Source organism: Paucihalobacter sp. (genome assembly GCF_036825875.1).
GTDB lineage: Bacteria > Bacteroidota > Bacteroidia > Flavobacteriales > Flavobacteriaceae > Paucihalobacter.
The window spans coordinates 12,557-32,607 of sequence record NZ_DAISXK010000012.1 but is presented as its reverse complement, the minus strand read 5'-3'; the positions used below and the strand labels follow the sequence as shown (position 1 = coordinate 32,607).

The 20,051-nt window shown below is 35.2% G+C and carries 26 protein-coding genes; 17 read left to right on the top strand and 9 right to left on the bottom strand.

Annotated elements, in window-relative coordinates; all coding sequences use genetic code 11:
- Positions 1-21 precede the first annotated feature (21 nt).
- From V7Z48_RS05440 to V7Z48_RS05400, 9 genes are all read left to right on the top strand, one after another.
- Positions 22-798: an exonuclease domain-containing protein gene (locus tag V7Z48_RS05440; protein WP_334112387.1), complete on the top strand. Its 777-nt coding sequence runs from the start codon at positions 22-24 to the stop codon at positions 796-798.
- A gap of 38 nt (positions 799-836) precedes the next feature.
- A complete protein-coding gene (locus tag V7Z48_RS05435) occupies positions 837-1,448 on the top strand; it encodes a fumarylacetoacetate hydrolase family protein (RefSeq protein ID WP_334112386.1) in 612 nt (203 codons plus the stop codon).
- The gene (locus V7Z48_RS05430; protein WP_334112385.1) at positions 1,449-1,790 is read left to right on the top strand and encodes an Hpt domain-containing protein; all 342 of its coding nucleotides are present in this window, start codon (positions 1,449-1,451) and stop codon (positions 1,788-1,790) included.
- Entirely contained in the window at positions 1,790-3,037 is a 1,248-nt protein-coding gene (locus tag V7Z48_RS05425) for a CinA family nicotinamide mononucleotide deamidase-related protein (protein ID WP_334112384.1), read from the top strand. The genes V7Z48_RS05430 and V7Z48_RS05425 overlap by 1 nt, the downstream gene beginning before the upstream one ends.
- Positions 3,038-3,117: 80 nt before the next feature.
- Positions 3,118-3,357 (top strand): 50S ribosomal protein L28, encoded by a 240-nt coding sequence (gene rpmB, locus V7Z48_RS05420; RefSeq protein ID WP_334112383.1) that lies wholly within the window; start codon positions 3,118-3,120, stop codon positions 3,355-3,357.
- A 23-nt stretch (positions 3,358-3,380) separates the two neighbouring features.
- Entirely contained in the window at positions 3,381-3,563 is a 183-nt protein-coding gene (gene rpmG, locus V7Z48_RS05415) for a 50S ribosomal protein L33 (protein WP_334112382.1), read from the top strand.
- A gap of 6 nt (positions 3,564-3,569) precedes the next feature.
- The gene (locus V7Z48_RS05410; RefSeq protein ID WP_334112381.1) at positions 3,570-3,722 is read left to right on the top strand and encodes a DUF4295 domain-containing protein; all 153 of its coding nucleotides are present in this window, start codon (positions 3,570-3,572) and stop codon (positions 3,720-3,722) included.
- A gap of 220 nt (positions 3,723-3,942) precedes the next feature.
- On the top strand, positions 3,943-4,896 hold the full coding sequence (ftsY, locus tag V7Z48_RS05405; RefSeq protein WP_334112380.1) for a signal recognition particle-docking protein FtsY: 954 nt from the start codon (positions 3,943-3,945) through the stop codon (positions 4,894-4,896).
- A gap of 94 nt (positions 4,897-4,990) precedes the next feature.
- Positions 4,991-6,727 (top strand): amidase family protein, encoded by a 1,737-nt coding sequence (locus tag V7Z48_RS05400; protein WP_334112379.1) that lies wholly within the window; start codon positions 4,991-4,993, stop codon positions 6,725-6,727.
- A 23-nt stretch (positions 6,728-6,750) separates the two neighbouring features.
- Here the strand turns inward: V7Z48_RS05400 and V7Z48_RS05395 are convergent, their stop codons facing one another.
- Both V7Z48_RS05395 and V7Z48_RS05390 read right to left on the bottom strand, forming a co-directional pair.
- Positions 6,751-7,935 (bottom strand): tRNA modification GTPase, encoded by a 1,185-nt coding sequence (locus tag V7Z48_RS05395; protein WP_334112378.1) that lies wholly within the window; start codon positions 7,933-7,935, stop codon positions 6,751-6,753.
- Positions 7,936-8,057: 122 nt separating this feature from the next.
- Positions 8,058-9,134, bottom strand: a complete 1,077-nt coding sequence (locus V7Z48_RS05390) for a serine hydrolase domain-containing protein (RefSeq protein WP_334112377.1) — start codon at positions 9,132-9,134, stop codon at positions 8,058-8,060.
- A gap of 84 nt (positions 9,135-9,218) precedes the next feature.
- On the opposite strand from V7Z48_RS05390, the gene rimO reads away from it, so the two are divergent.
- On the top strand, positions 9,219-10,529 hold the full coding sequence (gene rimO / locus V7Z48_RS05385; protein ID WP_334112376.1) for a 30S ribosomal protein S12 methylthiotransferase RimO: 1,311 nt from the start codon (positions 9,219-9,221) through the stop codon (positions 10,527-10,529).
- Here rimO and V7Z48_RS05380 read toward each other — a convergent pair.
- The 6 genes from V7Z48_RS05380 to recF are packed head-to-tail and all read right to left on the bottom strand — an operon-like array spanning position 10,522 to position 14,243.
- Positions 10,522-11,211, bottom strand: a complete 690-nt coding sequence (locus V7Z48_RS05380; protein ID WP_334112375.1) for a hypothetical protein — start codon at positions 11,209-11,211, stop codon at positions 10,522-10,524. The genes rimO and V7Z48_RS05380 overlap by 8 nt on opposite strands.
- 14 nt (positions 11,212-11,225) lie before the next feature.
- Positions 11,226-11,879, bottom strand: coding sequence for a peptide deformylase (gene def, locus V7Z48_RS05375; RefSeq protein WP_334112374.1), 654 nt, complete (start codon positions 11,877-11,879; stop codon positions 11,226-11,228).
- Positions 11,880-11,903: 24 nt separating this feature from the next.
- Positions 11,904-12,398 carry a CIA30 family protein gene (locus V7Z48_RS05370; protein ID WP_334112373.1) on the bottom strand — a complete coding sequence of 165 codons (495 nt, stop codon included), beginning with the start codon at positions 12,396-12,398 and terminating at the stop codon, positions 11,904-11,906.
- 56 nt (positions 12,399-12,454) lie between these two features.
- On the bottom strand, positions 12,455-12,751 hold the full coding sequence (locus tag V7Z48_RS05365; protein ID WP_334112372.1) for a DUF721 domain-containing protein: 297 nt from the start codon (positions 12,749-12,751) through the stop codon (positions 12,455-12,457).
- Positions 12,752-12,753: 2 nt separating this feature from the next.
- Positions 12,754-13,167, bottom strand: a complete 414-nt coding sequence (locus V7Z48_RS05360; RefSeq protein WP_334112371.1) for a lipocalin family protein — start codon at positions 13,165-13,167, stop codon at positions 12,754-12,756.
- Positions 13,164-14,243 (bottom strand): DNA replication/repair protein RecF, encoded by a 1,080-nt coding sequence (gene recF / locus V7Z48_RS05355; protein ID WP_334112370.1) that lies wholly within the window; start codon positions 14,241-14,243, stop codon positions 13,164-13,166. Before recF ends, V7Z48_RS05360 begins: the two co-directional genes overlap by 4 nt.
- 135 nt (positions 14,244-14,378) lie before the next feature.
- Here recF and V7Z48_RS05350 point away from each other — a divergent pair, with 135 nt between their 5' ends.
- The 7 genes from V7Z48_RS05350 to V7Z48_RS05320 all read left to right on the top strand — a co-directional run bounded on the left by V7Z48_RS05350 (position 14,379) and on the right by V7Z48_RS05320 (position 19,703).
- Entirely contained in the window at positions 14,379-15,143 is a 765-nt protein-coding gene (locus V7Z48_RS05350; RefSeq protein WP_334112369.1) for a tetratricopeptide repeat protein, read from the top strand.
- Positions 15,144-15,154: 11 nt separating this feature from the next.
- Positions 15,155-15,640: a 6,7-dimethyl-8-ribityllumazine synthase gene (gene ribH / locus V7Z48_RS05345; protein ID WP_334112368.1), complete on the top strand. Its 486-nt coding sequence runs from the start codon at positions 15,155-15,157 to the stop codon at positions 15,638-15,640.
- Positions 15,641-15,740: 100 nt separating this feature from the next.
- The gene (locus tag V7Z48_RS05340) at positions 15,741-15,971 is read left to right on the top strand and encodes a hypothetical protein (RefSeq protein WP_334112367.1); all 231 of its coding nucleotides are present in this window, start codon (positions 15,741-15,743) and stop codon (positions 15,969-15,971) included.
- Positions 15,958-16,242 (top strand): riboflavin synthase subunit beta, encoded by a 285-nt coding sequence (locus V7Z48_RS05335; RefSeq protein ID WP_334112366.1) that lies wholly within the window; start codon positions 15,958-15,960, stop codon positions 16,240-16,242. Before V7Z48_RS05340 ends, V7Z48_RS05335 begins: the two co-directional genes overlap by 14 nt.
- Positions 16,242-18,074, top strand: coding sequence for a DNA mismatch repair endonuclease MutL (mutL, locus tag V7Z48_RS05330; RefSeq protein WP_334112365.1), 1,833 nt, complete (start codon positions 16,242-16,244; stop codon positions 18,072-18,074). The genes V7Z48_RS05335 and mutL overlap by 1 nt, the downstream gene beginning before the upstream one ends.
- Before the next feature lies 1 nt (position 18,075).
- The gene (locus V7Z48_RS05325) at positions 18,076-18,828 is read left to right on the top strand and encodes a rhomboid family intramembrane serine protease (protein ID WP_334112364.1); all 753 of its coding nucleotides are present in this window, start codon (positions 18,076-18,078) and stop codon (positions 18,826-18,828) included.
- A complete protein-coding gene (locus V7Z48_RS05320) occupies positions 18,828-19,703 on the top strand; it encodes a rhomboid family intramembrane serine protease (RefSeq protein WP_334112363.1) in 876 nt (291 codons plus the stop codon). Before V7Z48_RS05325 ends, V7Z48_RS05320 begins: the two co-directional genes overlap by 1 nt.
- On the opposite strand, the gene V7Z48_RS05315 is transcribed toward V7Z48_RS05320, so the two are convergent.
- Positions 19,700-20,051, bottom strand: a 352-nt coding sequence (locus tag V7Z48_RS05315) for a DUF6122 family protein (protein WP_334112362.1), incomplete at its 5' end; no start/stop codon positions are given. The genes V7Z48_RS05320 and V7Z48_RS05315 overlap by 4 nt on opposite strands.

The window sequence follows — 20,051 nt, the reverse complement described above, 5'->3', positions numbered from 1 at the left end:
TTTACCATATAAATTTATATAATGACACTCAACCTTAACAAACCCATTTGTTTTTTTGATTTAGAAACCACTGGTGTTAATATCACTTCTGATAGGATTGTTGAAATTTCTATTTTGAAAATTCATCCAAATGGAAAAGAAGAAAGCTATACCAGACGTGTTAATCCAACCATTCCCATTCCTGCTGAGGTAACCAAGGTTCACGGTATTTCGGATTCCGATGTTGCCGATAAGCCAACTTTTAATGAGTTAGCCAAAGAAGTTTATAATTTGGTGAAAGATTCTGATTTGGGTGGTTTCAATTCTAACCGATTTGACATTCCGTTATTAGCTGAAGAAATGTTACGCGCACAAGTTGATTTTGATATGAAAAACCGTGTAGCAGTTGATGTGCAAGTTATTTTTCATAAAATGGAACAACGCACCTTAGGCGCAGCCTATAAGTTTTATTGCGATAAAAATTTAGACGATGCGCACAGTGCCGAAGCCGATACAAGAGCGACTTATGAAGTTCTAAAAGCTCAAATTGAACGTTACGACGAACTTGAAAACGACACCAAATTTCTTGCCGAATTCAGTTCTCGCAAACAATTTGCGGATTTTGCTGGCTTTATAATTTATAACAAAGACGGTGACGAATGTTTCTCATTTGGGAAACACAAAGGAAAAACGGTATTGGAAGTCTTAGACAAAGAACCTGGCTATTTTGGATGGTTGCTGGATGCGGATTTTCCTTTATATACTAAAAAAGTATTGACAGCAATTAAGTTAAGAGCATTAAATAATAAATTGAACTAGGCGCCTAAGAAAGGGAACATAGATTTTATTTTCGCCATATGAAACTCATCTGCATCGGTCGTAATTACACCGAACACATCAAGGAATTAGAAAATGAAAAGCCAGAAAATCCTGTGGTGTTTCTAAAACCTGACACTGCCATTCTGCTTAAGAAGCAGCCATTTTTTATTCCAGACTTTTCAAATGATGTGCATCATGAAGTTGAGATATTGGTTAAAATTAATAAGGTTGGTAAGTATATTGATAGAAAATTCGCTCATAAGTATTACGACGAGATTGGATTGGGTATCGATTTTACTGCCAGGGATTTACAGTCGCAACTTAAAACAAAAGGATTGCCTTGGGAAAAAGCCAAAGCCTTCGATGGCGCGGCGGTAATCGGGAAATGGTTGCCTAAATCAAATTTTGAAGATTTAAACAATATCAATTTCAGTTTGAAAAATAAACAACAAGTTGTGCAGCAAGGAAATACGAGTTTGATGTTGTGGAAAATTGATGAAATCATCGAATATGTATCAAAATATTTCACTTTAAAAATTGGAGATATTATATTTACAGGCACGCCAGCAGGCGTTGCTAAGGTATCTGCTAACGATGAGTTAACAGGATTTATAGAACAAATCGAAATGTTTTCGGTAAAAATTAAATAAATGGAACAGCATTATAAACTTTACAGAGTTAGGGAAATGGCTGATGGTGATGAGGATTTCATCATGGCCTTGGCTGGCGCATTTCTAGAAGAAGTGCCAGAAGACGCGGCAAGACTTAAACTGGCAGTTGCCGAAAAAGATTTTTACACTACTTATCAAGCAGCACATAAAATGAAACCAACTATAGATTTGTTTGAATTGGGTGTTTTAGATAAGCTTATAATTGTGCAAGATTGGGGAAAATTTGAGCAAGGAGACAAAGATGTATCGGCTGAATTAGATACAGTTTTAAATGCAGTTGCCAATGCATCTGAAGAAATCAGGGAGGACTTTAATCTATAATGCAAGCCGAAATAATTACCATAGGCGATGAGATTCTCATCGGTCAAATTATTGATACCAATTCAGCTTTTTTAGGAAAGCAACTCAACAAAATAGGGGTTTCGGTTTATCAAATTACTTCAGTACAAGATAATAAGAGTCAAATTTTAAAGGCTTTAAAAGAGGCCGAATCAAATGCTGATATTATTATTATCACAGGTGGCTTAGGTCCTACCAAAGACGATATTACAAAACATACGCTTTGTGAATATTTTGAAGATGAACTCATTCAAAATCAAAAAGTTTTAGACAATATCGAAATGCTTTTTTCGAAATATATCAGTACACCAATATCAGATATCAACAGGCAGCAAGCTATGGTTCCTTCAAAATGTAAGGTGCTAATGAATAAATATGGTACGGCGCCAGGAATGTGGTTTGAAAAGGTAGAAAAGGTATTCGTTTCCTTACCTGGTGTGCCTTATGAAATGAAAGCCTTAGTAAACGATGACGTGTTACCAAGATTAAGAGAAACCTATAAGTTTCCGTTCATTCTGCATAAAACTTTACTTACCTATGGCTTAGGTGAAAGTGCTATTTCGAATAGAATCGAGGTATTTGAAGATAACCTACCAGATTTTATCAAGCTTGCTTATTTGCCAAATTTAGGAAAAGTACGACTGCGCTTATCTGCCAAAAATATGGATAGAACATTAGTTGAGCAAGAAATGGAACGACAAGTACAGTTGCTCATACCGCAAATTGAAGATATTTTTGTTGGTTTTGAAGAAACTGAAAGTATTGAAACTATTATTGCCAAACAATTTAAAGAACGTTCACAAACTTTAGCCTTGGCCGAAAGTTTTACTGGTGGAAAAATTTCTGAAATAATTACCAAGCACGCAGGAGCCTCACAATTTTATAAAGGTGGCATAAATTGTTACGCCACTGAAAGTAAGATTGAAATTTTAGGTGTTTCCGAAGCTATTATCTCCAAATTTGGCGTGGTGAGTAAAGAAGTTGCAGCTGAAATGGCGATTGCAGCCAAAAAGCTTTTTAAATCGGATTATGCCATAGCAACCACAGGAAATGCTGGTCCCGAAAAAGGTGATGAAAAAGCTGATGTAGGCGAAGCTTGTATTGCCATAGCAACCCCAAAAGCACTTATTGTAGAAACCTTTAACTTTGGAAATCACCGAGAAAAAGTCATTGATAAAGGTGTTAATAAATCCTTTGAAATGTTGCTTAAAGAAATTTTAAAAAACTAACAACAATAGTTTGTTGTGTGGTAAAGTTTTATTAAATTTGCACCCTGTTTTAAAATTACATACCTAAAAGTTAGAAAGAAATGTCAAGAGTTTGTGAACTTACCGGGAAAAAAGCAATGGTTGGAAACAATGTTTCTCACGCCATGAATAAAACCAAGCGTACCTTTGATGCCAATTTAATCAAAAAACGTTTTTACATTCCTGAAGAAGATAAATGGGTAACTTTAAAAGTATCTACATCAGCATTAAAAACCATCAATAAAATTGGTATTTCTGCAGCAATAAAAGATGCAAAATCTAAAGGATTTTTGAAAAAATAGCACAACGCTAAATTAGAAGTATAATGGCAAAAAAAGGAAATAGAATTCAAGTTATATTAGAGTGTACGGAGCACAAGGATTCTGGAAATCCAGGAACCTCGAGATATATTACAACCAAAAACAAGAAAAATACGCCTGGAAGAATGGAGATTAAGAAATTTAATCCAATCCTTAAGCGTATGACTGTTCACAAAGAGATAAAATAATAAGTCATGGCAAAGAAATCAGTAGCATCGTTACAAACCGGATCTAAAAGATTAACCAAAGCTATAAAAATGGTTAAATCTCCTAAAACTGGCGCATATACATTTGTAGAATCTGTTATGGCACCTGAATTTGTAGACGAGTTTTTAAAGAAAAAATAAATATATTTTATATATTTTACCAGACTGCTTTCCTTGTGAAAGCAGTTTTTTTTTGCGCTTTTTTAGAGTTTCATAGCAAATTATCTTGAGACTGAAAACCTATACTATTTTATTAAGAATTGAAACCGAAAAAAATACGTAGTTTTGACTTTATATATGTCATTTTTGCAGGTTGCAGTCATGGTTCAATTTTTGACATTCCATTGAAAAATAAACAACAATGAGTTTCTTTAAAAAAATATTTTCTTCCGATAAAAAGGAACATTTAGACCAAGGTCTGGAAAAAACAAAATCTTCGTTTTTTTCAAAATTAAACAAAGCAGTTGCTGGTAAGTCAAAAGTTGATGATGATGTTTTAGACAATTTAGAAGAAGTTTTAGTAAGTAGCGATGTAGGTGTCAACACAACACTAAAAATCATTGAAAGAATTGAAGCCAGAGTTGCCAAAGATAAATACTTAGGGACGAACGAACTCAATCAAATTTTAAGAGAAGAAATAGCGGCTTTACTTTCTGAAACAAATAGTGGCGAGGCTACCGAGTTTGGAGTACCAAGTGACCAAAAACCTTATGTAATTATGGTGGTTGGTGTAAATGGTGTTGGTAAAACTACCACCATCGGTAAATTGGCTTATCAGTTTAAAAAGCAAGGTTTAAAGGTTGTACTAGGTGCTGCTGATACTTTTAGAGCCGCCGCTATCGATCAGTTGCAAGTTTGGGCTGATAGGGTAGATGTGCCAATTGTAAAACAAACAATGGGTAGTGATCCTGCTTCTGTGGCTTTTGATACGCTTCAAAGTGCTGTGAATCAAAATGCCGATGTCGTGATCATAGATACGGCTGGAAGATTACACAATAAAGTAAACTTAATGAACGAACTTACCAAAGTTAAACGGGTCATGCAAAAAGTAGTTACCGATGCACCACACGAGGTGATGCTGGTTTTGGATGGATCAACAGGACAGAACGCTTTTGAACAGGCAAAACAATTTACCGCAGCAACAGAAGTTACTTCTTTGGCCGTTACAAAATTAGATGGTACAGCTAAAGGTGGTGTTGTTATTGGTATTAGCGATCAGTTTCAAATCCCAGTTAAATATATTGGCGTAGGTGAGGGTATTGAACATCTTCAGGTTTTTAATAAATTTGAATTTGTTGATTCATTTTTCAAATAAACTGTCATCTTATATTTGGTTTTTTCTGTTTACCGCTCAACGATTTTCTGTTGTTCGTAACGTGTTTTTTGTTATTTTTAGAAAAAACTTAAATATGATAGCATCCCCTGCCAAGCATTTTTACAATCTTTTTTTTAAACTAATTGAACAAAAGATTCTGAAATGTTTTTATAATTTCAGAATCTTTTTGGTTTTAGGTCTATTGCTAAGTTGGTCTTGCAAAGAAACTTCTAAAGTCACCGACAGCAATGAAACACCATCAGCTCAAGAATCTAGTTCTGATTTAAGTGCCATCGCCACCAAAGAGTTCCGTGAATTTGAGGTGTTAGATTCGAGGTTTGTATCACGATTAGACATTTGGACGTCTTTGAATGCCTCTATGAGTGATTTCACTGAGGACGATTATAATCGTTTAAAAAGTTTGGTGTTAGATCAAGATATCCCAACCTTACAGAGCCATGTTAAATCTGGCAAATTGAGTTACGAACAACTCACAAAATTTTACTTATACCGTATTCGCGCTACTGACAGAGAAAACGATTTGTCACTCAATTCAGTAATCTCCCTTAATCCTAATATAATTACTGAAGCTAAGGCTAAAGATGAAGCAATAAAAAATAATAAAAATGCGCATCTTATATACGGTATGCCTATTTTGTTAAAGGATAATATTAATACCATAGGTATGCCAACAACCGCTGGCTCTGTTGCTTTAAAGGATAACAGAACTTCAGATGCTTTTGTGATAAAACAAATTAAAAATCAAGGCGGACTTATTTTAGGCAAAGCTAATTTGAGCGAATGGGCTTACTTTTTCTGCGGAAATTGCCCAAGTGGATATAGCGCCTTAGGTGGTCAAACGCTTAATCCTTACGGAAGAAAAATATTCGACACGGGTGGTTCTAGCTCTGGAAGTGCGGTAGCTGTTGCGGCAAATTTTTGCGCTGCGGCTGTTGGTTCAGAAACTGCTGGTTCTATTTTATCTCCCGCTAGTCAGAATTCGGTTGTAGGCATTAAACCGACCATTGGTCTTATTAGCAGAAGTGGAATCATTCCTATTTCTGAAACCTTAGATACGGCTGGGCCAATTGGCAGATCTGTAATCGATATAGCTATTTTACTTGATGCTATGTATGGTTTTGATCGTGCCGATAAAAAATCTATGAATGTTCAGTTTCAATCAAAACATTTTTATACTAATATCAAAAAGGATAATTCGCTCGAAGGTAAAAAATTTGGTGCCTTTAAGCCTTTGTTAGAAGATCCGCTATATAAAGATGCAATTTCAGCATTGGAAAGTAAAGGAGCAATCATTGTTCAGGTGGACGAGATTGACGTCAGTTTACCTCATTTTATAAGATTGTTAAATCTCGATATGAAAAAAAATTTCCCATCGTACATGGCCAATCATGCCAATCCATCTGTTAAAATCTCAAACATAGACGACGTAATAGCCTTTAATATTCAAGACTCAGTGAATGTTATGCCTTATGGTCAGGCATTATTTAGAGGAATTTCAGAAGATAAAGGCAATGCTCAATTTTTAAGACGTATCAAAGACACCCTTAAAACCAACGGTCGCAGATTTTTTGATGAACCAATTAAAGAATTTAAACTGGATGGACTTCTTTCAATTAACAACTACCATGCGGGTTTTGCTGCAGTAGCCGAGTATCCCGCTTTAACAGTGCCTATGGGATACGCTGAAAATGGCGCTCCAAAAGGACTCACTTTTATTGCCCAGCCGAAACAAGAAAAACAGCTTTTAACTTGGGCTTATAGCTATGAACAAGCAAGTAAGAAACGAGAATCGCCTAAAAATTATAAATAATCTAATTGAGAAGGTTTTTATTTTCAAAACAAAGTATAGCCGAATATTACACTGGCAGTAGTGTAATTCGAACTCCAAAACACATAATCAGTTAATATATTTCTGTTGGGTTGATACCTTAACTCTATGCTATATTTATCATTTTGTTTAAGGCCTAATCCAAATGCAAAATTTGAGCTATTACCAATTATAAGCTCATTTATAGACGAATTACTGCTCAAATCAAAAACAAATGCACCGTTTATAAAAAGTTTAGAATTTTTATTTAAAAAAATGTAATGTCTTATTCCAATCGGCACTTCTAAAGACTTATAATCGACTTCGAAATTTCGAGTTGCAATTGATGAGGTAATCGTTTCTTTAGTTTTAAAATATTGATAAGTTGGCTCAATTGTGAAAGCCCATTTGTTGTTATAAATTGGCAAAATAAATTCAACTTCTATACCAAATCTAAAACCAATTTTGTCATTAAAATCAACAGCGTTAGAACTTGAACTGTTATTCTCTATTGAAAGAGTTGCACTATTTATGCCGGGACGAAAATTTAAGTTGAATAAGTCTCTTTTTTGTTTTTCTTCAAAATTTGTGAATTCTGTATTATTACATTCATTGTATTTCACGAAAAAAGTGATCAATTCATTTTTTCGGTAATTCACATTTTCAGCATCTTGCTTTTTGATGGTTGAGCATTTTAAATCATCCAATAGCTGTTGTTTGAACATATTATTTTGAGAGATTTTTCTATCATCATTTAAATATTCTTTAAATATTAATTGTTCAATTTTCGAATCATCTAAACTGTAAAAAAATCTTTTGAATTTACTGTTTTCAAATGAATATAAGCTTGCCTTTCCTTCTATTAAAACTCTTAAAAAAACTTCTTGTTCTTCCAACAAAGCTTTTCTTTCTCTACTCAATTTATCAATACTTTTCTCTGATTGATCAATCATCACATTCTTTCGGATGTATTTAAATTTACCATAAATATGGAACTCTTGAACAGTTTGGATGCTCGCTTTTTGTATTTCTGCGTCTTCCGTTAACTTAAACTCAAATTCGGTTGGATTTATTTTTAAATTAACGTTTCGAATAAGGCAATCTACTTTTTGGTTTGAATTATTAATAAAATATCCTGTTTCATAGTTAATTTGCGAATAGCAGATGATGCTCGAAAAGGTGAGCAGAAGCAGTAGAATTTGTCCTTTCATAAATAAAAAATCAAAAATATTTAAATACCGCCACAAGATAAACTTTTCAAATAATTTTGAAGGAAGTTTTCGTTTTTCTTAAATATTCTGATGCAGTAATCAATAAATTTAATTTTTTCAAACTAGTCTGTAAACGCATTGATGCGTACCCACAACTCATCGTCAAATCCAGACAATGCAAAATTGGTCTCGTCTGCCGAATTACCCATCCTAATCACTACCAGTTTTTTACTTGGAACGATGTATATTTTTTGGTCATCTCTACCCAAAGCGCAATACATATCATTCGGTGCATTAGGAACCAGCGAACCATTAAACTGAAATTGTACTTGTGGTAATCTGTAAGTAGACTTGCCATTTAGCCACCACATATAACCATAAGCTTGATTTAGGTTTTGCGAGGTGTTTACAGCATCGTTAAGGAAGTTTGCGGGAATAATCTGTTGGTCTCCCCATTTACCATCAGCATAGACTAACAATCCAAATCTGGCCATACTTCTGGTATTGCTCCAATAGACATTCAAGTCTTCATTTGGAATCCAAGCGCCAGTCATGCCAATTCTATTTTTCAATTTGATATTGAAATAATTATCCCACGAGTTTCCACTGGCTTGAGCAACCACATCTTGAAGTTTCACATACACATTATGATAAGCCCAACGGGTTCCTGCATCTGCTACATATTGAAGATTTGCAGGAGAAACATCGCTTCCTAAGGCATCGTTTAGACCAGAATTCATCGATAATAAATTTTTACAGGTAATCAAGTTTTCTTTGTCAATCGGCGCACTTGTCCAACTGGCTCCTAAATAATCTGATACTTTGTTATTGATATTGATGAAGCCTTCGCTTTCCGCAATTCCAGTAATGGCGGTAGTTAATGTTTTACCGGCACTGGCCCAATACCAAGGTAAAGTCGCTGTGTGTCCATTAAAGTAAGACTCTACAACTATGTTGCCGTTATGTAAAATCATAAAGCTTCTGCTGTTCTTTTCTTCTAAAAAATCTAATAGTGGTTGCAGTTCGCTTTCATTCCAGCCTAAAGACGCTGTAGTTTTTGTCTCCCATACGTCGGAATTAATGGGTGGAAAATAAATGTCCTCGTCTGGGGTAATAATTTGTGGCGGATTATCGTCGGTAGATGAGCATGAAAAGAAACTGAACGCCACTAAAGCTAGAATTCTTAAATAGATAGACATGGTATAACAGATTTTCTATTAAGACTTAAAAATATATAAAAGGTTTAACATTGGTTGTATCTTTGTGCCTTCATTTAAATAATTATGCGGACAAAAACATTAAAAAAGAATAGAATTAACGTTGTAACACTTGGCTGTAGTAAAAATGTTTACGACAGCGAAGTGCTGATGGGACAATTAAAAGCCAGTGGTAAAGATGTTGTACATGAAGAAGAAGGTAATATTGTAGTAATTAATACTTGCGGTTTTATCAACAATGCCAAAGAAGAAAGCATCAATACTATTTTAGAATTTATGCAGAAAAAGGAAGCGGGCGAAGTTGATAAAGTATTTGTTACAGGTTGTTTAAGTGAAAGATATAAACCCGATTTACAAAAAGAAATTCCCAATGTAGATCAATATTTTGGCACTACGGAATTGCCATCTTTGTTGAAAGCCTTAGGCGCCGATTACAAACATGAATTAATTGGCGAACGTCTTACCACAACACCTAAAAACTATGCCTATTTGAAAATTGCTGAAGGCTGCGACCGACCTTGTAGTTTTTGTGCCATTCCGTTAATGCGCGGTAAACACAAATCTACACCTATTGAAGATGTAGTGAAGGAAGCAGAAAATTTAGCGGCTAAAGGCGTCAAGGAACTTATTTTAATCGCCCAAGATTTAACTTACTACGGACTAGATATATACAAAAAACGCAATTTAGCCGAATTGCTTGAAGCCTTAGTAAAAGTTGAAGGTATTGAATGGATACGATTACATTATGCCTTTCCAACAGGATTTCCTATGGATGTGCTTGAGGTGATGCACCGCGAAACTAAAGTTTGTAATTATATTGATATTCCGTTGCAGCATATTTCTGATCGTATCTTAAAAAGTATGCGTCGCGGTACCACCCAAGAAAAAACTACCAAACTACTGCACGACTTTAGAAAAGCAGTTCCCAATATGACGATTAGAACCACTTTAATTGTTGGATATCCTGGCGAAACAGAGGAAGATTTTCAAACTTTAAAACAGTGGGTTAAAGACATGCGATTTGAGCGTTTGGGTTGTTTTACCTATAGTCACGAGGAAAACACACATGCCTATAACCTAGAAGATAACGTACCTGAAGAAGTCAAACAAGAGCGAGCCAACGAAATCATGGAATTGCAGTCACAAATTTCATGGGAATTAAATCAGCAGAAAATTGGTGAGGTTTTTAAAGTAGTTATCGATAGAAAAGAAGGCAATTATTTTGTTGGTCGTACTGAATTTGATTCGCCAGATGTGGATAACGAAGTATTGATAAATGCATCCGAATCTTATTTAAAAACAGGTGAATTTGCTACTGTAAAAATCACCGCTGCGGAGGATTTTGATTTGTATGCTGAAGTGGTTAAAACTACCTAATACGATAATCAATCAAATCACCTTCAATTTTGAAAGGGTGGAAGCGGGAAAACATTTCTTCTGAATACCAGCCCAATTCGCGTGTTTTTTTAACCATTTCGGCATGCTTAGGATTTTTGTATGCGTAATCCATCATTTGTGAGCCTTGTTCCCAAAGTGAAAACGTGGCTTGCATAAAAATAGGCCATTCGCCTATGCCTTTGGTGAAAATAAGTCCGTTGTAACCATCCATAGATTTTGACACCGATGGCACGTATTTCCAGAATTTATAAGCCAATTTCGGTTTTATAGTGGCACGTGTAATTACCGCCAATGGTTTTTCTTCGTTGAATTTTTCCGAAGAAATAAAAGGCTCCTGTTTGCTCCACTGACCATGTGCCTTAACGGAATGCATCCAAATATGACTAAACTTTTCGGCAGTTTCAGTGTAGTTTTTTATAAGGTCTGAATTTATAAATGCACTCGCTTCTTTTTCAGAATTAAATACCGTGAGTAAACCAAACATTGAGAAATCTGGCCAAATTGAAAATCCGTTACCACTGCCGCTACCGAGTGCTTTCCAAAAAGTAAGTCCTTCAATAGTTTGATTTAATAATGGCGGACGACCCATTCTTACAAAGGCTTGCCATTGGTGCCTAAAGCCTTTGTACTTAAAAAAAGAAACTATTGTAGTTTGGGGCATTAAATTTAAAAGTTTTAGTTTGAAACTGAATTTATTTTCAAAGCTTCATCCATTAAATCGATGTACAAAACGCCATTGAGATGATCTACTTCATGCTGGAAAATAATAGCGGTGAAGTCTTCGACCATTTCTGTACGATGTTCTCCTTCTAATGTGATATATTCGAGCAAAATAGCATACGCTCTACAATTCAGCGTTTCTCTTCGGTTGGGAATAGACAAACAACCTTCGGCGCGGGTTTGTTTTTTTTGAGAATATTGAATAATTTTCGGGTTGAGGTACACTTCAAAAGGAAATTCTTCTTTATCAAAACGTTGCACCCAAATAATATTTTTTAAAATACCCACTTGAGGAGCCGCGATACCTACACCAAGCGAGAGACTGTCGCGCACGGTAGCAAATAATCTATTGGTGAAATGTTTTAAGGTAGTATCGTTTGGGATGATAACCACATCTTCACTTTGTTTTCTTAAGAGTAAAGAATCTTGAACATTATTGATTTTAAAAACGCGCATCGGGGTATTGTTGTTGGCATTCAGAATCATGACGAGTTGCTGATCGTCAAAGTTTTTATTGACTTTCGCCGTCTGATTTTTCGTGGTAGAACAACCTAATGTTACCAATAAAAACGACATTGAAAAAATGAAAAGAAATCTTTTTGTTGCCATAAAACAAAATTTAATGGGTTAAGATCACTGCACGTTTATATAATCTATTTCTAATTTAAAGTTTTCTGGTTTGTTGTTGCCAATTAAAAAAGCTACCTCAGAAAGCGCATCGCCTGCGTAATTGGACATATTTAAATTATTGCCTCTAAAACGCGGATACATTTCAGAAAACGGAATTTCAATTTCCTGCCAGTCACCATTGGTTTTAAAGTCGTAAACGTAGCTATGTCTCTCATTTGAGCGTGCTTTACATCTAAATTGATATTTTTTTCCGTCACCTTTAATTTTGATGATAAATTTGGAATGTGCGGTTAGATTGGCGCCTTTTACTGCATGTCGTACAGAAGCAAATCCGCCGTTATTTTCTAAGGAAACACTTCCTCTAAAAACACCATATCCATTTGTATTAACAGTTATAGTACTATTTGAAATTCCACCCATAACGTCATCGTTTACTACAATCCAACTATTCTTTTTAGTATCTTTTGAAAAATTGAAAATAGTGGTGTTCTGAGACATAAGAGTTAAAATAAAAAGAAAGATTAGTATTTTAGAAGTAAGCGACATTTATCAGGTTATTTTAGAATCACTTCGGTTACAACAGCTTTACCCAAGTGTTCGTTGAGCATTTTACAAATTTTGTCTTTGCCGTAACTTAGCTCTTCCCGAAGAACGCTCGAACTTAAATTCACAAACAATTTGCTTCCATGAAGGTAAACTTTGTCGGTGTAATTGTTAACGCCAGATCCCATAAGTTCAGCCCAAGCTTCACGCACCTGCACGTCGTTTAAACCGTGTTCCAATTTATTGGTTTCAACAAACGATTTTAAAATATACGAAATAGGTAAGTGGTCGTTTTGTCTTTTACTCATGTTTACAAATCTAGCGGTACATAACGTTTATAAAGATACACATCTTTTTTGAAGTTAACGATCTTCAAATGGGTTTCATTCGCTTCTAAAACAGTTTCTTTCCATTTCGCGTAGGGCGTGGAGTAGTATAAATTTAAACTGTCGTTTTCAATTTTAACTTCAATGGCTTCGGCGTCTTGCGATGTGGTAAAGCTGCCGTCAAAATTTGGCGAGAGTTTTTTCCTGAAACCTTTTAAACTATCATTTACCATAATATAATCTATGGATGCATTGAAGTTGTAATCTTTTTCAATACCATCATTCATTTCGGCTTTACTTATTTCCCAATAGCCATTAAGATGCGTGAGCATTTTTTCAGGATTATCGGAGCAAGACACTAGAAATAAAGCGATTATTAAGGTTGTAATTCTACTCATAACTTAAATATTTTATAAGATTGATGGGTTTGTTTAACTGCCATTTCGGTTCTTTCGGGATGCGTATCACTTAAAAACAACTGTCCGAAATTATCGTTGTTTACCAATTCAATAATTTGGGCCACGCGATTTTCATCTAATTTATCAAAAATATCATCCAACAGTAAAATAGGCGATACACCGCTTTGTTGTTTTATAAAATCGAATTCGGCCAGCTTTAAAGCAATTAAAAAAGATTTCTGCTGACCTTGACTACCAAACTTTTTTATGGGATATTGGTCAATTTCAAAATTTAAATCGTCTTTATGTGTACCAACACTGGTGTATTGAAGTGCTTTGTCTTTGTTTATATTTAGTTGAAGAAGAGATTTTAAATCAACTTCAAACAAATCACTTTTATAAGCAATATCGATGGTTTCTTTATTGTTGCTGATGGCTTTATAACGGCTTTTGAAAATAGGAATAAATTGCTCCAGAAAAACGGATCTTTTGGTATGAATCTCAGCTCCGTACTTATCAAGTTGCTCGTTATAAACTTCTAAAGTTTCTTTGTTGAAGGTATTATTGAGTGCAAAATATTTAAGTAAAGCGTTCCGTTGCGCCAATACTTTATTGTAGTTTATCAAATTTTGAAGGTAACCTCTATCACCTTGTGAAATTACGGTATCGATAAATTTTCTGCGCGTTTCGCTGCCTTCAATAATTAAATCTCTATCGGCCGGTGAAATTATAACCAGCGGAATAAACCCAATATGGTCGCTAAACTTATCGTAGATTTTCCCATTGCGTTTGATAATTTTTTTCTGACCTTTTTTAAAAGAAACTACAATTTTCTCTTCGCGCTCTAATTTTTCAAAAACGCCATCAATTACAAAAAAGGCTTCGTCGTGTTTGATGTTTTGGGTGGTGATAGGGTTGAAGTAACTTTTGCCAATCGCCAAGTGAAAAATGGCGTCTAAAACGTTGGTTTTACCCTTGCCGTTTTCACCAACAAAACAATTTATTTTGTTGTCGAAATCAAAGGATTGACTCTCAAAATTCTTATAATTTAAAAGGGATAGCGTTTGTAAAACCATTAAAATTTTATCAGCAATTTTTTGAGTAAGGTCAACAACTGTTTAATCCAGCTGTACATATTGCAAAATAACAAATAAATAAGCTTTTAAATACCAATAAAAATTATATTTTTGCCACGCATAAATTGAGAAAATATGGCAACTTATAAGAAAAGAGGTTACAAACCAAAAACAGATAAAGAAAAGAATGAAGCCATTGAGGACAACTCAACAACAGCTGAAGTTTTTAATACCCTAGATGAATCTGCTTCCAAAACAGAAGAATGGGTAGCGAATAACCAGAAATATATATTTGGTGCAGTAGCAGTTATTGCTGTTGTAATCTTAGGGGTATTAGGATACAACAAATTTATAGCCGAACCTAAGCAGCAAGAAGCTATGAACGAAATGTTCAAAGCGCAACAATATTTTGATCAAGCGGTGAACGGCGCTGAAAAAGATTCGTTGTTTACTATGGCTCTTAATGGCGGCGAAGGTAAATTTGGAATGTTAGATATCATTGAAGAATACAGCGGCACGCCAGCAGCTAATATGGCTAATTATTACGCTGGAATGTCTTACTTAAATTTAAAAGACTATCCAAATGCCGTGAAATATTTAGGTAAGTTTTCTAGTGACGATATAATGTTGAATGCCATTTCTAAAGGTGCTATTGGCGATGCCTTTGTACAATTGAATCAACCAGAGGATGCTTTAGAATATTATGAGAAAGCAATTTCTGCTTCTACAAATGACTTCACCACGCCAATGTATTTATCTAAGGCAGGAAAGTTGGCGTTATCATTAAATAAAAATGACAAAGCCTTCAAATATTTTGAACGTATTAAAAAAGATTTCTCTAAATCTACTGAAGCAACAAACATTGATATATTAATCGGTAAAGCCCAAGCGCAACTATAAAATAGAAGGTCATGGCAACCGATGGAATCAATCTCTCAGGCTACGATAAAAAAACCATTGCTAGCGGTGCTAAGCTGCGTATAGGCATTGTAGTTGCCGAGTGGAATAGTGATATCACTTCTGCCTTATACAAAGGTGCATTTGATACCTTAATTGATTTGGGAGTGCAGCCAACCAATATTATTAAATGGGACGTTCCGGGTAGTTTTGAATTGGTTTACGGAGCAAAGAAAATGCAAGAACAAATGGTGAATGCTGTAATTGCCATTGGAAGCGTTATTCAAGGTGAAACCAAACATTTCGATTTTGTATGCAACGCAGTCTCACAAGGCATTAAAGATTTGAATGTCAATCGCGAAACACCAGTAATCTTCTGTGTTTTAACCGACGATACCAAGCAACAAGCCATCGACCGAAGTGGAGGAAAACACGGCAACAAAGGTGTTGAAGCAGCTGTTGCAGCCGTTAGGATGGCGCATTTACGATCAAACGCCTAAACTTTACGATACATTGTTTACAAATTTTTAGGAGTAATCCTTGAGCATTTCCTAACATTTTAAGTACTTTTGAAAGAAGCTTAAACAGATTACATCATTGGTGTTTAAACAACAAAAACCGAAGCAATTTCATTACAAACCGCGCCATAAATCCATTAAAAAGGAATCGGTGAAGGAGCCTTTTGAGGAAAAATGGCTTAGGCAAAGACAAGATACCAGACATAAATCCTTTAAACTGTCAAGAATGACTTTATTGGTAATATTACTGCTTGTGGTACTGATTTTGATGTACGTGTTATCAAATATACCAGACAATTATGAGATTTTTTAAACCGCTTCAAAACAAATCATACGATTACAAACCTCGTTACTACAAAGGCGAAGGTAATCCTTATGAAATTAAGCGAAAGTTTAATGAATTTCGTGTGAATGATGCTAGCAACAAAGGCGTTAAACAAAAATTAGTGAATGCCCTAACCGATTATAAAACCAATCCTGATAAGCAAGCCAACCGTCGTGTACTTATAATTGTGGCTATTTTGGTGCTGATATTTTTATTCATAATAGATTTTGATTTATCAATATTTACCACGGCGCGCTAATGGCAGATATCATTCAATTATTACCGGATCATGTTGCCAACCAAATAGCTGCAGGTGAAGTGGTTCAAAGACCAGCTTCGGTAGTTAAAGAGCTGGTTGAGAATGCCATTGACGCCGATGCAACAAGCATAAAACTGATTATAAAAGACGCAGGAAAAACCCAGATCCAAGTGATTGATGATGGCAAAGGCATGAGTGATACTGATGCCAGAATGAGTTTTGAGCGTCATGCCACTTCAAAAATTAAATCAGCTGAAGATTTATTTCAACTTCAAACCAAAGGTTTCCGCGGAGAAGCACTGGCTAGTATTGCGGCAATTGCCCATGTTGAACTAAAAACCAAGCCCGATTATCAAGATTTAGGAACCGCTATCGTTATTGAGGGCAGTCAGGTTAAATCGCAAGAAGTTGTAGTGACACCCAAAGGAACTTCTATTTCGGTGAAGAATTTGTTTTTTAATATTCCCGCACGTAGAAATTTTTTAAAGTCGAATACAGTTGAATTACGTCATATTATTGATGAATTCCATCGTGTAGCGCTTGCACATCCTACTATTGAATTTATAATGTACCACAATGGTGGCGAGTTGTTTAATTTGCCAAAAACTAATTACCGACAACGAATCGTCAATATATTCGGAAGTAAAACCAACGAAAAATTGGTGCCCGTCGAAGAAACCACTGAAATTGTTACCATTTCAGGATTTGTAGCAAAACCCGAATATTCCAGAAAAACTAAAACAGAGCAGTTTTTCTTTGTCAACAATCGTTTTATTAAAAGTGCGTACTTAAATCATGCTGTAAATGCAGCATTTGACGGATTGATTAAGGATACCTATCACCCCAGTTATTTTTTAAACTTGCAGGTGAATCCTGAATCTATTGACATCAATATCCATCCAACCAAAACAGAGATTAAGTTTGAAGACGAACACACGCTTTACGCCATTATTCGTTCGGCTGTTAAGCATAGTTTGGGTCAATTTAATGTGGCTCCGGTTTTGGATTTTGAAAGTGATCAAAACTTAAATACACCTTATAATTATAAAGATAAAGCCGCATCTGCGCCAGGAATTCAAGTGGATAGAAACTACAATCCGTTTAAAGAATCGTCATTTAAATCGCAAGGCTTTCAGAAATCACCACAGCCGCATTGGGAAAGCTTGTATGTAGAAACCGCCACCGACTCAAACGATGATAATTTTTCTAATATTGAATTTGAAAGCAAGGCTGAAAATTCGGTGTTGTTTGACGATCAACATAAAGAGAAAAAACAATCCACTTTTCAGTTGCAACAAAAATATATTGTAAGCACTTTAAAATCGGGTTTGCTTATTATAGATCAATACCGCGCGCATCAACGAATTTTATACGAATCGCTGTTGAAAAGTATGACCGTAAAAACGGCAGTTACACAACAACTATTATTTCAATTGAAGTTGAACTTTTCAAAATCGGACATGGAAATTTTAAAAGAACTACAAACCGAATTGGAACAAGCAGGTTTTGTATTTGCTTCATTTGAAAGTGAATATCTTGAAATAACAGGCGTTCCCTTTAACGTGTCCGATAGCGAAATCACCATTATTTTTGAGCAACTAATCAGCGATATAGAAAACGATGTGCCAGAGGCGAATTTTAGTGCTACCGATTTATTAGCAAAGTCCATGGCAAAGAGTTTGGCAGTCAAACGCGGACAATATTTAACAATTGCGGAGCAAGACCATATGGTGAATAGTTTATTTGCTTGCAAGGAGCCTTCGGTATCACCGTCCAATAAGGCAACTTTTATTACAATTGGTACCGATAAAATAGACAGAAAATTTATTTAAAATGAGATTAGGCATTACAGATACAGTTAAACACTTGTTGATTATCAACGTTATTATGTTTATAGGCACTATGGCTATAGGCAATGGCGAATTGTTTTACAAATGGTTTGCCTTGTATTTTCCAGAAAACAATTTGTTTCAGCCATGGCAAATCATCACCCATATGTTTATGCATGGTGGTTTTGCACACATCGCCTTTAATATGTTCGCCTTGTGGATGTTTGGTACGGCCGTAGAGCAACGATTGGGGTCGAAAAAATTTATATTTCTTTATATTTCAGCAGGCTTGGGTGCCGTGTTGTTTCAATTGGGATATTATTATTTTCAGTACGTTCCTATAGAAACTGAGTTGATACAATCCGGATTACTTCAATCTGAAATAAACGAAATGCTTTCTACGAATAAAGTTATTCGCGATATAAATGAAGTTCAATTTAGTCAATTACAAAGTCTGTTCGATGTTCATCGCACATCCATGGTTGGAGCTTCTGGTTGTCTAATGGGTGTTTTGGCGGCCTTCGGGATTATGAATCCCAATGCTGAATTGATGCTGATATTTTTACCCATTCCAATAAAAGCTAAATATTTTATTCCTGGGATTATAATATTAGACATTATTTCGGCATTCTCAGGTCAGTCCTTTTTTAGTCCAAGTAATACGGCTTATTTGGCTCACGTAGGAGGTGCTATTGTTGGTGCTTTGATTATGTGGTATTGGCGCAAAAATCAATTTGATAATTTTCGATGGAATTAATGAAAAATTTTGACGATTTAAAATATAAATACAGCCAACTCAATGTTTTTGAGAAAATTATTGTGATTAATGGTATCATTTTTATCATTGGTTTGTTGCTGGGTGTTGCGAAAATTAGCTTTTTAAAGGACTGGTTTGCGCTGCCGTCTCAATTTTCAGACTTTTTATGGCAACCTTGGTCCATTCTAACTTACGGCTTTTTGCACGGTGGCTTGTTTCATGTGTTATTCAACATGTTGTTTTTGTATTATTTCGCAAGAATATTACTGAACCTTCTCAATGTGAAAATGGTCCTGAACGTTTATTTACTGGGTATTATTTCCGGTGGACTGGCATTTTTGGCGATTTATAATTTGGTGCCACGAAATTATTTAATTAATACGAGTTCTTTGGTTGGCGCATCGGCTGGAATTAGAGCATTACTTGTGTTTATTGTAATTTATTTGCCTTATACTCAAATTAGAATTTTCACCTTTAATGTAAAATTATTGTACGTCATGTATGTTATCATGTTTTTTGATTTAGTGGGATTAGCTGGAACAAACCAAGGTGGCAATGTGGCGCATTTTGGTGGCTATTTGTTAGGTTTTATCTATGCCAAACAATTACAAAAAGGGAATGATATTGGTTTGGGCTTTCAGAAATTTATGGATTATTTATTAAGTTATTTTCAAAGTAGTCCTAAAAAAGCAAGCCGTATGAAAACAGTACATAAATCAAAGTCTAAAAATATGGCAGGTGTTGATAAAAAGGAATTCAATTCTCTTAATAAGCAAAAACAAATCGACGTCATTTTGGATAAAATCAGTAAAAGTGGTTACGATAGTTTAAGTGCTGAGGAAAAGGAATTTCTGTTCAAAGCTGGCAAAGACTAATTCATCATCATTAGGCAATCTACCGAATCGGCGATGATGTGAATCACCAAACCAAGGCCTAATAATCTTAAAGGCTTAAATAAAAGCATTACCAAATAAACGGCAATGGCGTAATAACTATGCAACGGATGAAAATTGATGCTACAGCGCCCGGCTTCAAATATCGGCGTTGCCAATAGGTGGTCTAAATCTATGAGCATTCCTAGTAACATTATAAAATAGGCCTTCTTCCAATGGGAACGAAAGAACAAAAACGCGATGAGTAAAGGCCCCAAAAAATGTAATCCGTAATGAATAAAAAATGCCGTCATCGTAGCAGCAGGCCCATTGATCGTCATGGAAACCGAG

What these genes read in the sequence shown, in the direction of transcription:
- rpmB (WP_334112383.1), top strand. Translation starts at nt 3,118, where the DNA reads ATGTCAAGAGTTTGTGAACTTACCGGGAAAAAAGCAATGGTTGGAAAC.
- V7Z48_RS05425 (WP_334112384.1), top strand. Translation starts at nt 1,790, where the DNA reads ATGCAAGCCGAAATAATTACCATAGGCGATGAGATTCTCATCGGTCAA.
- rimO (WP_334112376.1), top strand. Translation starts at nt 9,219, where the DNA reads ATGCGGACAAAAACATTAAAAAAGAATAGAATTAACGTTGTAACACTT.
- ribH (WP_334112368.1), top strand. Translation starts at nt 15,155, where the DNA reads ATGGCAACCGATGGAATCAATCTCTCAGGCTACGATAAAAAAACCATT.
- rpmG (WP_334112382.1), top strand. Translation starts at nt 3,381, where the DNA reads ATGGCAAAAAAAGGAAATAGAATTCAAGTTATATTAGAGTGTACGGAG.
- V7Z48_RS05435 (WP_334112386.1), top strand. Translation starts at nt 837, where the DNA reads ATGAAACTCATCTGCATCGGTCGTAATTACACCGAACACATCAAGGAA.
- def (WP_334112374.1), bottom strand. Translation starts at nt 11,879, where the DNA reads ATGGCAACAAAAAGATTTCTTTTCATTTTTTCAATGTCGTTTTTATTG.
- recF (WP_334112370.1), bottom strand. Translation starts at nt 14,243, where the DNA reads ATGGTTTTACAAACGCTATCCCTTTTAAATTATAAGAATTTTGAGAGT.
- V7Z48_RS05360 (WP_334112371.1), bottom strand. Translation starts at nt 13,167, where the DNA reads ATGAGTAGAATTACAACCTTAATAATCGCTTTATTTCTAGTGTCTTGC.
- ftsY (WP_334112380.1), top strand. Translation starts at nt 3,943, where the DNA reads ATGAGTTTCTTTAAAAAAATATTTTCTTCCGATAAAAAGGAACATTTA.
- V7Z48_RS05325 (WP_334112364.1), top strand. Translation starts at nt 18,076, where the DNA reads ATGAGATTAGGCATTACAGATACAGTTAAACACTTGTTGATTATCAAC.
- V7Z48_RS05335 (WP_334112366.1), top strand. Translation starts at nt 15,958, where the DNA reads ATGAGATTTTTTAAACCGCTTCAAAACAAATCATACGATTACAAACCT.
- V7Z48_RS05370 (WP_334112373.1), bottom strand. Translation starts at nt 12,398, where the DNA reads ATGTCTCAGAACACCACTATTTTCAATTTTTCAAAAGATACTAAAAAG.
- V7Z48_RS05400 (WP_334112379.1), top strand. Translation starts at nt 4,991, where the DNA reads ATGATAGCATCCCCTGCCAAGCATTTTTACAATCTTTTTTTTAAACTA.
- V7Z48_RS05320 (WP_334112363.1), top strand. Translation starts at nt 18,828, where the DNA reads ATGAAAAATTTTGACGATTTAAAATATAAATACAGCCAACTCAATGTT.
- V7Z48_RS05350 (WP_334112369.1), top strand. Translation starts at nt 14,379, where the DNA reads ATGGCAACTTATAAGAAAAGAGGTTACAAACCAAAAACAGATAAAGAA.
- V7Z48_RS05390 (WP_334112377.1), bottom strand. Translation starts at nt 9,134, where the DNA reads ATGTCTATCTATTTAAGAATTCTAGCTTTAGTGGCGTTCAGTTTCTTT.
- V7Z48_RS05365 (WP_334112372.1), bottom strand. Translation starts at nt 12,751, where the DNA reads ATGAGTAAAAGACAAAACGACCACTTACCTATTTCGTATATTTTAAAA.
- V7Z48_RS05395 (WP_334112378.1), bottom strand. Translation starts at nt 7,935, where the DNA reads ATGAAAGGACAAATTCTACTGCTTCTGCTCACCTTTTCGAGCATCATC.
- mutL (WP_334112365.1), top strand. Translation starts at nt 16,242, where the DNA reads ATGGCAGATATCATTCAATTATTACCGGATCATGTTGCCAACCAAATA.
- V7Z48_RS05430 (WP_334112385.1), top strand. Translation starts at nt 1,449, where the DNA reads ATGGAACAGCATTATAAACTTTACAGAGTTAGGGAAATGGCTGATGGT.
- V7Z48_RS05440 (WP_334112387.1), top strand. Translation starts at nt 22, where the DNA reads ATGACACTCAACCTTAACAAACCCATTTGTTTTTTTGATTTAGAAACC.
- V7Z48_RS05410 (WP_334112381.1), top strand. Translation starts at nt 3,570, where the DNA reads ATGGCAAAGAAATCAGTAGCATCGTTACAAACCGGATCTAAAAGATTA.
- V7Z48_RS05380 (WP_334112375.1), bottom strand. Translation starts at nt 11,211, where the DNA reads ATGCCCCAAACTACAATAGTTTCTTTTTTTAAGTACAAAGGCTTTAGG.